This is a genomic window from Luteimicrobium sp. NPDC057192, from assembly GCF_042670205.1.
Classification (GTDB): Bacteria; Actinomycetota; Actinomycetes; order Actinomycetales; family Cellulomonadaceae; genus Luteimicrobium.
Window position 1 is genome coordinate 39881 of sequence record NZ_JBHUWD010000037.1, and the last position, 9264, is coordinate 49144.

Here is a 9264-nt window from a genome sequence, read left to right on the forward strand (position 1 = left end):
CGGTCACGGGGGCCGACGACGGCGCCGCGTAGACTCGACCGATGGCCGGGACGCCCCGGCCGGCACGACGAGAGGAAGGGCGCCGATGGGGCTGCTGGAGCAGATCTCGGGACCACGGGACCTGGACGCGCTGACCCCGGCGCAGCTGCGGCAGCTCGCGGCGGAGATCCGCGACTTCCTCGTCCAGGCGGTCTCGCGCACCGGCGGCCACCTGGGCCCGAACCTCGGGGTCGTCGAGCTCACGCTCGCGATGCACCGGGTGTTCAGCTCGCCGCGCGACACGTTCGTCTTCGACACGGGCCACCAGTCGTACGTGCACAAGCTGCTGACCGGCCGTCGGGACTTCTCGACGCTGCGGCAGAGGAGCGGCCTCGCGGGCTACCCCAGCCGCGCCGAGTCCGAGCACGACGTCGTGGAGAACTCCCACGCGTCGACCTCGCTGAGCTGGGCGGACGGGATCGCCCGCGCGAACACGGTGCGCGGGCTGGACGACCGGACCGTCGTCGCGGTGATCGGGGACGGCGCGCTCACGGGCGGCATGGCGTGGGAGGCCATCAACAACATCTCCGCGGCCGCAGACCGCCGCCTCGTGATCGTGGTCAACGACAACGGGCGGTCGTACTCGCCGACGATCGGCGGCATGGCGCACCACCTCGACACGCTGCGCACGACCGACGGCTACGAGAGCTTCCTGTCGTGGGGCAAGCGGACGCTCAACCGCTCCGGCCCGCCCGGACGCTTCGCGTACGAGTGGCTGCACGGGCTGAAGAAGGGCATCAAGGACGTCGTCGCGCCGCAGGGCATGTTCGAGGACCTCGGGCTCAAGTACATCGGCCCGGTCGACGGGCACGACGAGCAGGCGGTCGAGCGGGCGCTGCGCCAGGCGAAGGCCTTCGGCGGCCCGGTGATCGTCCACGCGATCACCGAGAAGGGGCGCGGCTACACGCCTGCCGAGCAGGACGTCGCCGACCGCTTCCACGCGATCGGCGCGATCCACCCGGAGACCGGGCTGCCCATCGCGCCGTCCCGGTTCGGCTGGACCAAGGTGTTCGCCGACGAGCTCGTGCAGATCGGGCGCCGCCGTCCCGACGTCGTCGCGATCACGGGCGCGATGCTCGAGCCCGTCGGCCTGCTGCCGTTCTCGCGCGAGTTCCCGGGGCGCACGGTCGACGTGGGGATCGCCGAGCAGCACGCGGTCACGTCCGCCGCGGGCATGGCCTTCGCGGGCCTGCACCCCGTGGTCGCGCTCTACGCGACGTTCCTCAACCGGGCCTTCGACCAGGTCCTCATGGACGTCGCGCTGCACCGTGCGGGCGTGACGTTCGTCCTCGACCGGGCGGGCATCACCGGCCCCGACGGTCCGAGCCACCACGGCATGTGGGACCTCGCGATGCTCCGCCTGGTCCCGGGGCTGCGGCTCGCCGCCCCGCGCGACGAGGCGACGCTGCGCGAGGCGCTCCGCACCGCGGTCGACGTCGACGACGCGCCGACGGTCGTGCGGTACCCCAAGGGCTCGCTCGGCCCGGACGTCCCCGCGATCGACCGCCTCGACGACGTGGACGTCGTCGCGCGCACGGGGCCCGACGCAGCGGGAGAGGGGCCGCACGTGCTCCTCGTCGGCGTGGGGGCCATGGTGGGCACGGCTCTCGAGGCGGCGCGCCTGCTCGGGGAGCACGGCGTCCGGGCGACCGTCGCCGCCCCGACCTGGGTCCTCCCGATGCCGTCGGCGCTCGTGAAGCTCGCGGGCGAGGCGGACCTCGTGGTGACCATCGAGGACGGGCTCGCGGAGGGCGGTGTCGGCGCGCTCCTGGGGGAGCGGCTCACGGCCGAGGGTCACCCGGCGCGCATGCTCACGTTGGGCCTGCCCACGACCTTCGTCGACCACGCGAGCCGCGAGGAGATCGTCGCGACGTACCGGCTCGGCCCGGCCGACGTCGCCGCCGACGCGCTCGCGGCGCTGGGCCGCGAGGGCTGAGCGTCCCCTGCGGGCGCGGACGCCCCGGCACCCGGGCTCCGTGGGTCGGTAGCCTCCGGTCATGATCTGGTTGCTCGACCTCGACAACACCCTGGCGGGTCGCACCGACGCGTTCGCGTCGTGGGCGGAGTCGGCGATCGCCGAGGCCGGGGCGTCCCCCGACGTCCTCGCGGAGATCCTCGAGGTCGACCAGGACGGGCACGGCTCCAAGGAGGCGCTCGGGCGCCTGCTCGTCGACCGGCTCGGCTGGGACGACGACGTGCCCGGAGCGATCACCCGGTTCCGTGCCGGGATCATCGACCGGGTGCGCCTCTACGACGGAGTGCCGGAGCTGCTCGAGGAGCTCCGCGGCGCGGGGCACCGCGTGGCCGTCGTGACGAACGGGACGTCCGCGCAGCAGCGCGCGAAGGTCGCGCGGTGCGGGCTGGAGGAGCGGGTGGACGTGATCGTCGTCTCGGACGAGGAGGGCGTCGCCAAGCCGGACCCGCGCCTCCTCGAGATCGCGCTCGAACGCCTCGGTGCCACCGGCGCCGACCGTGACCGGGTGTGGATGGTGGGCGACGCCGCGCACGCCGACGTGCTGGCGGGCCGTGCGGCCGGCGTCCGGACGGCGTGGATCTCCCACGGCCGGTCGTGGGCGGGCGGGGACCGTCCCGACGTCGTCGCGGCGACGACACGCGAGGCGATCGGGCTGGCTGCCACTCTGGGTCGGTGACGTCGGGCAGGATGTCCGGCATGGCGACGAGCGAGGCCGACGACCGCTGGGTGGTGCTCCTTCGCGGGGTGAACGTGGGCGGGGTGACGATCCGCTCGGCCGACCTGCGGGCCTGCGTCGAGGGGCTCGGCTTCACGGGGGTCCGGACGGTTCTCGCGAGCGGGAACGTCGTGGTCGACGGCACGGACGAGCCCGTCGCGGAGGCGAAGCGGCGGATCGAGGCGGGCCTGGGGGAGCGGTTCGGCTACGACGCCTGGGTGGTCCTCGTGCCGCAGCGGGACCTTGCGGCGGTCGTGGACGCGTTCCCGTGGGACTCCCGCGACGGCTGGCACGACTACGTGACCTTCGTCTCCGAGCCCGCGGTCCTCGACGAGCTGCTGGCCGGGGTGGACGCGCTCGGCCTGGACCCGGAGACCGACCCTGTCGGGGGAGGGGAGGGGGTCGTCTACTGGCAGGTGCCGCGGGGAGGCACGCTGGACGCCCCGTTCTCCAAGCTGTCCTCGAAGGCTCGCTACAAGGCGACGACGACCACGCGCAACGTCCGCACGCTCCGCCGGCTGCTCGGCTGAGGGACCCGATCATCGCGCCACGACGGATCTCCTGTCAAAAATAATGTGCCAAGCGGTCGTGACCACCGGGCGTACGAATGGCCTGCGCCACACCGTTGCCCGCCCCGACGACGTGATCGACCAGACCAGACTTGACCTTGGCTTTGCCTGAACGCGGCTCCTAGGCTGGATTCAGCGAGCGGACGACCAGGTTCCGCTCCGGTCTACGGAATCGACGGACACCATGACCCTGAACGCCGCCCCGGTCCCTCAGCACCTGCCGCAGCGGGGGAGCGCGGACACCGCGCACGAGCCGGCGTGGGAGAGCTTCGTCGACGGACCGTGGCGGGACGGCATCGACGTCCGTGACTTCATCCAGCGCAACTACACCCCGTACGAAGGCGACGGAGCGTTCCTCGCCGGCCCGACGGAGCGCACGACCGCGCTCTGGGGCCGCCTCACCGCGATGTTCCCCGAGGAGCGCGAGAAGGGCGTCTACGACGTCGACGCCACGACCCCCTCGACGATCACCGCGCACGCGCCCGGCTACATCGACCGCGAGCACGAGCTCGTCGTCGGCCTGCAGACGGACGCCCCGCTGAAGCGCGCGATCATGCCGAACGGCGGCTGGCGGATGGTCGAGGGCGCGCTCGAGACCTACGGCTACCCGGTCGACCCCGTGCTGCGAAAGGTCTTCACGGAGTACCGGAAGACGCACAACCAGGGGGTGTTCGACGTCTACCCGCCGTCGGTCCGTGCGGCGCGGTCGTCGCACATCGTCACCGGCCTGCCCGACGCGTACGGCCGCGGCCGGATCATCGGCGACTACCGCCGCGTCGCGCTCTACGGCGTCGACGCGCTGGTCGCCGTCAAGAAGGTCGACCGGGTCGCGATGGACATGCAGCCCGCGACCGAGGCCGTTCTGCGCGACCGCGAGGAGAACGCCGAGCAGCTCCGCGCGCTCGGCGAGCTGGTCGAGATGGCGGCGTCGTACGGGTGCGACGTGCGGCGCCCTGCAGCGAACGCGCACGAGGCGGTCCAGTGGCTGTACCTGGCGTACCTCGCCGCGGTGAAGGAGCAGAACGGCGCCGCGATGTCGCTCGGCCGGACGTCGACGTTCCTCGACGTCTACCTCCAGCGGGACCTCGACGCGGGGATCCTCACCGAGGAGCAGGCGCAGGAGCTCGTCGACGACTTCGTCATCAAGCTGCGCATCGTGCGCTTCCTCCGCACCCCGGAGTACGACGCGCTCTTCTCGGGCGACCCGACGTGGGTCACCGAGACGATCGGCGGCATGGGGGAGGACGGGCGCACGCTCGTCACGAAGAACTCGTTCCGCTTCCTCCAGACGCTCTACAATCTGGGCCCGGCGCCCGAGCCGAACATGACGGTGTTCTGGACGCCCAGCCTGCCCCAGGGCTTCAAGGAGTTCTGCGCGCAGGTCTCGATCGACACGTCGGCCGTCCAGTACGAGTCGGACGACACGATCCGCGCCCACTGGGGCGACGACGCCGGCATCGCGTGCTGCGTGTCGCCCATGCGGATCGGCAAGCAGATGCAGTTCTTCGGCGCGCGCGTCAACGTCGCCAAGGCCCTGCTCTACGCGATCAACGGTGGCAAGGACGAGGTGAGCGGCACGCAGGTCGCGCCGGCGAGCGCCCCCGTCGGAGACGGCGTGCTCGACTACGACGACGTGCTGGCGCGGTTCGACGCGACGCTGGACTGGCTGGCGGCGACGTACGTGGAGGCGCTCAACTGCATCCACTGGTCGCACGACCGGTACGCGTACGAGCGGCTGGAGATGTCGTTGCACGACAAGGACGTGCTGCGGACGATGGCCTGCGGCATCGCCGGGCTGTCCGTCGCCGCGGACTCGCTGTCCGCGATCAAGCACGCGCAGGTCACCCCGGTGCGGGACGGGCGCGGCATCGTCGTGGACTACCTGGTCGACGGCGACTTCCCGACGTACGGCAACGACGACGACCGCGCGGACTCGATCGCGACCTGGCTGGTCGAGACGTTCATGGCGAAGGTCCGCCGGCACCCGACGTACCGCGACGCGGTGCCGACGCAGTCGGTGCTGACGATCACGTCGAACGTCGTGTACGGGAAGGCGACGGGGAACACGCCCGACGGCCGCCGGGCGGGCGAGCCGTTCGCCCCGGGGGCGAACCCGATGAACGGCCGGGACACGCACGGCATGCTCGCGTCGGCCCTGTCGGTCGCGAAGCTCCCGTACGACGACGCCCAGGACGGCATCTCGCTGACGAACACCGTGGTGCCGGCCGGGCTGGGCAGGGAGAAGAGCGAGCAGGTCACGAACCTCGCGGGTCTCCTGGACGCCTACTTCGGGTCCGAGGGCTACCACATGAACGTCAACGTGCTGAACCGCGAGACGCTCCTCGACGCGATGGACCATCCCGAGAACTACCCGCAGCTCACCATCCGGGTCTCGGGGTACGCGGTGAACTTCGTCCGGCTCACGCGCGAGCAGCAGCTCGACGTGCTGTCGCGCACCTTCCACGGCGCAGTCTGATGAGCACCCTCGCCGGCGTCGCGGTCGCGGACGGCCTGGACCGCTCCGAGCGGCTCGCCGCGATGCGGGCGGGCGAGCTCGGCTCCGTCCACTCGTGGGAGCTCGTGACGGCCGTGGACGGACCAGGGACGCGCCTCACGGTGTTCCTCAGCGGCTGCCCGCTGCGCTGCCTGTACTGCCACAACCCCGACACGCTCGCCATGAAGGACGGGCGTCCGGTGACGGCGGACGAGGTCCTCGCCCGCGTGGCGCGCTACGTGCCGGTGTTCCGGGCGACCGGGGGACGGTTGACCCTGTCGGGCGGCGAGGTGCTCATGCAGCCGGCGTTCGCGGCGCGCGTCCTGCGCGGGGCCAAGGAGCTGGGCGTGCACACGGCGCTCGACACGTCCGGCTTCCTCGGGGCGCACGCGACGGACGCGATGCTCGACGACACCGACCTCGTGCTGCTCGACGTGAAGTCCGGCGACCCCGAGACGTACCGCCGTGTGACCGGGCGGGACCTCGAGCCGACGCTCGTGTTCGGGCGCCGGCTCGCGGCGCACGGCACGCGCGTGTGGCTGCGGTTCGTCCTCGTCCCCGGGCTGACGGACGCCGTCGACAACGTCGAGCGGGTCGCCGCCTACGCCGCCGGACTCGAGCGGATCCGCCCCGGCACCGTGGAGCGGGTCGAGGTGCTGCCGTTCCACCAGATGGGCCGCGACAAGTGGCACGCGCTCGGCCGGACGTACGAGCTCGAGGACACAGAGCCGCCGTCGGCGGAGCTGACCGAGCGGGTGCGCGAGCAGTTCCGCGCCCACGGTCTGAGGACCTACTGACGCTCGACACGAAGGCCGCAGCCCTGATGCTCTCCGCGGTGCAGAACCGTGCACGCGTGGACGGCAACACGAGGCTCGACAACGTCGGGACCGTCGCGTCGGCGCTTGCTCCGTGGGTGCGCTGACGCGGATCCGACGCGGGCATTCCGCTTGCTTCGGCCCAGGTCGGGCTGGCAGCGTCGGCGCATGACGCCGCCCGCCGCACCGCCCGCCCCCTCCGAGACGCCCGCCGCGCTCACGGCCGACGAGATCTGGCCGTTCGCAGGGCTGCGCGTCGTGAGCGGCGACCTGGAGCTCCGCTACCTGGACGACGACCTGCTGCTGCGGCTGGCGGTCCTGGCCGGGCAGGGCGTCCACGAGCCCGACGCGATGCCGTTCCTGACCCCCTGGACGCGCGGCACCCCGCTCGAGGTCGCACGCTCGGTCGCCGCCTACCAGTGGCGCAACCGGGCCGAGGCGTCGCCCGACAAGCTGGGCATCGAGCTCGCGGTCGTGCGCGACGGCGAGGTGCTCGGCATCCAGGGCTTCTACGCGGGAAAGTTCGCCGTCACCCGCACCGCGGAGACCGGGTCGTGGCTCGGGCTGCGGTTCCACGGCCAGGGCGTCGGCACCCGCATGCGACGGGTGATCCTGCACCTGCTGTTCGCCGGTCTCGACGCGCACGAGGTCACGACGTCCGCCTTCGCCGACAACGCGCCGTCGAACGGCGTGACGCGGCGCATCGGCTACGAGCCGAACGGCGTCGACGTCGTCGCGCGCGAGGGAAAGCCGGTCGAGAGCAACCGCTACCGGCTCACGCGCGAGGTGTGGGAGGCGCAGGCCGACCGGCCGGACGTCCAGCTGCACGGCGTCGAGCCCGTGCGCCGGTTCCTCGGCCTCGACGCCCCCACGGACCCCGTGGGGTAGGCCGGCCGCTGGTCTGCCTCGCGAAGTAGACCGGCCGCCCGCATACCTCGCGAAGTAGACCGGCCGCCCGCATACCTCGCGAAGTAGACCGGCCGCCCGCATACCTCGCGGGCTCACGCGAAGGTGCGCAGGGCCGCCTTCTCGACGAGTCCCTCGAGTCCCTCGGCGCGCCAGCGCCGTTGGGTGTCGGCTCCCGTGCCCTCGCTGAGCACGCGTTCGAGGCGAGCCGCGACGCGCTCGAGATCGCCCGCGGCCTCGAGCGCGTCGCGCGTGTGCTCGACGAGCTCCGCGACGGCGTCGGCCGCGGGCACGGGAAGGAATGTCGTCGGGCTCAGGAGCTCGGCCCGGACGCCGGACCGGCTGGCTCGCCATGCGGCCGCGCGTCGCAGCTCGGTGCGCACGTCGGGCGCCGGGACGCCGTCCAGTGCGTCGTTCACGGCCGTCTCCACGAGCGCACGCGCCAGGGCCGCGACCAGGACGGCGTCCTCGAGGTCGAGGCACACGTCGGCGACGCGGATCTCGACGGTCGGGTACCGGGCCGACAGTCGCGCGTCGAAGTAGACCATCCCCTCGTCCAGGATGGTCCCCGTCGCGACGAGCGCGTCCACGGCCTCGCGGTAGGCCGACGCCGTGCCGAACGGCTGCGTCGGCCCGGCGCTCGGCCACCGGTTCCAGACCTGGTGACGGTAGCTCGCGTAGTGGCTCTCCTCACCGTTCCAGAACGGCGAGTTGGCACTGAGCGCGAGGAGCACGGGGAGCCAGACGCCGATCCGGTCGATGGCGAGCACACCCTCGTCCGGGGAGTCGACCGCGACGTGGACGTGACACCCGCACGTGAGCTGCTCGCGCGCGGTGAGGCCGAAGAGGGCGGTCATGCGGCGGTAGCGCCGGTCCGGCGTGACGGTCGAGTCGAACGGCAGCGGCGACGTGGCGACAGCGACCGCGTGAGCACCGGCGCGTCCGGCCGCGCGTCCGGCGCGAGCACGCCCCTCGCGCAGCTCGGCGGCCAGCGACTCGAGATCGTGGCACGGCGGGGTCGACGTCTCGAGCTGCTGCTGCTTGAGCTCGGCCTCCAGCTCCCCGCCCGGGATCTCCTCGGCCGGCTCGTCGTCCCTGGAGCCCGCCGGGAGCTCGTCGATGCCTCCGACCGGGACCGGGTCGCCCCCGAGCGCGAGCGCCGCCGGCGCGACGGCTACGGGCACCCCCTCGTCGTCGACGAGCAGGTACTCCTCTTCCACCCCGACGGTCCGCATCCGAGCATTCTGCGGTCGGCCGCGTACCGTCGCGCGCCGAGACGCGAAGGGCTGCGGTTCAGCCCGCGAACGCCCACCCGGCCCAGCGCTCGACCCGCACCCGGACGACCGGGCCGCGGGGCGGGTCATCGCGGTACTGCGGGTAGCGCTCGGCGAGGGCCGCGAGCGCCGCGTCGAACTCGGGTCCGTGGTGCTCGAGGTGGGCGGTCCCGTCGGCGCGGACCCACCACAGGCGGGTCCAGTCGTCGTCGTACCGGTCGGCGAGCACGGCGACGCGGGGGTTCTCGGAGATGTTCGCGAGCCGCCGGAGCCGTGGGGTGGTCTTGGGCTTCTGGTCGACGGCGGTGACCAGGTCGTCGCCGAGGAGCGCGAAGGTCACGGGGACGACGTGCGGGCGGGCGTCGGCGCCGGTGGTCGCGAGGTGGGCGTGGCGGGCGTCGGCGAGCCGTGCGCGGCAGGTGGCTTCGTCGAGTCGCATGCTCGGATTCTGGTCCCATGACGACGGCGCCCGCACCC

At 72.9% G+C, this 9264-nt stretch carries 8 protein-coding genes; 6 read left to right on the forward strand and 2 right to left on the reverse strand.

The window, feature by feature from the left end; translation table 11 throughout:
* Positions 1–85: 85 nt before the first annotated feature.
* The 6 genes from dxs (at position 86) to ACFT5B_RS16275 (ending at position 7495) form a co-directional block, all read left to right on the forward strand.
* The gene (dxs, locus tag ACFT5B_RS16250) at positions 86–1975 is read left to right on the forward strand and encodes a 1-deoxy-D-xylulose-5-phosphate synthase (RefSeq protein ID WP_386800100.1); all 1890 of its coding nucleotides are present in this window, start codon (positions 86–88) and stop codon (positions 1973–1975) included.
* Between the two features lie 61 nt (positions 1976–2036).
* Entirely contained in the window at positions 2037–2690 is a 654-nt protein-coding gene (locus tag ACFT5B_RS16255; RefSeq protein ID WP_386800102.1) for an HAD family hydrolase, read from the forward strand.
* Between the two features lie 20 nt (positions 2691–2710).
* Positions 2711–3259, forward strand: coding sequence for a DUF1697 domain-containing protein (locus ACFT5B_RS16260; protein WP_386800104.1), 549 nt, complete (start codon positions 2711–2713; stop codon positions 3257–3259).
* Between the two features lie 223 nt (positions 3260–3482).
* Positions 3483–5774: a formate C-acetyltransferase gene (pflB, locus tag ACFT5B_RS16265; RefSeq protein ID WP_386800106.1), complete on the forward strand. Its 2292-nt coding sequence runs from the start codon at positions 3483–3485 to the stop codon at positions 5772–5774.
* Entirely contained in the window at positions 5774–6589 is an 816-nt protein-coding gene (pflA, locus tag ACFT5B_RS16270; RefSeq protein ID WP_386800108.1) for a pyruvate formate-lyase-activating protein, read from the forward strand. The genes pflB and pflA overlap by 1 nt, the downstream gene beginning before the upstream one ends.
* 186 nt (positions 6590–6775) lie before the next feature.
* Positions 6776–7495, forward strand: coding sequence for a GNAT family N-acetyltransferase (locus tag ACFT5B_RS16275; RefSeq protein ID WP_386800110.1), 720 nt, complete (start codon positions 6776–6778; stop codon positions 7493–7495).
* 113 nt (positions 7496–7608) lie between these two features.
* Here the strand turns inward: ACFT5B_RS16275 and ACFT5B_RS16280 are convergent, their stop codons facing one another.
* Together ACFT5B_RS16280 and ACFT5B_RS16285 are read right to left on the reverse strand one after the other, a co-directional pair.
* A complete protein-coding gene (locus ACFT5B_RS16280) occupies positions 7609–8748 on the reverse strand; it encodes a glutamate--cysteine ligase (protein ID WP_386800112.1) in 1140 nt (379 codons plus the stop codon).
* Positions 8749–8806: 58 nt separating this feature from the next.
* Positions 8807–9226 (reverse strand): TIGR03668 family PPOX class F420-dependent oxidoreductase, encoded by a 420-nt coding sequence (locus ACFT5B_RS16285; RefSeq protein WP_386800114.1) that lies wholly within the window; start codon positions 9224–9226, stop codon positions 8807–8809.
* Positions 9227–9264: the final 38 nt, after the last annotated feature.

What these genes read in the sequence shown, in the direction of transcription:
- dxs (WP_386800100.1), top strand. Translation starts at nt 86, where the DNA reads ATGGGGCTGCTGGAGCAGATCTCGGGACCACGGGACCTGGACGCGCTG.
- ACFT5B_RS16255 (WP_386800102.1), top strand. Translation starts at nt 2,037, where the DNA reads ATGATCTGGTTGCTCGACCTCGACAACACCCTGGCGGGTCGCACCGAC.
- ACFT5B_RS16260 (WP_386800104.1), top strand. Translation starts at nt 2,711, where the DNA reads ATGGCGACGAGCGAGGCCGACGACCGCTGGGTGGTGCTCCTTCGCGGG.
- pflB (WP_386800106.1), top strand. Translation starts at nt 3,483, where the DNA reads ATGACCCTGAACGCCGCCCCGGTCCCTCAGCACCTGCCGCAGCGGGGG.
- pflA (WP_386800108.1), top strand. Translation starts at nt 5,774, where the DNA reads ATGAGCACCCTCGCCGGCGTCGCGGTCGCGGACGGCCTGGACCGCTCC.
- ACFT5B_RS16275 (WP_386800110.1), top strand. Translation starts at nt 6,776, where the DNA reads ATGACGCCGCCCGCCGCACCGCCCGCCCCCTCCGAGACGCCCGCCGCG.
- ACFT5B_RS16280 (WP_386800112.1), bottom strand. Translation starts at nt 8,748, where the DNA reads ATGCGGACCGTCGGGGTGGAAGAGGAGTACCTGCTCGTCGACGACGAG.
- ACFT5B_RS16285 (WP_386800114.1), bottom strand. Translation starts at nt 9,226, where the DNA reads ATGCGACTCGACGAAGCCACCTGCCGCGCACGGCTCGCCGACGCCCGC.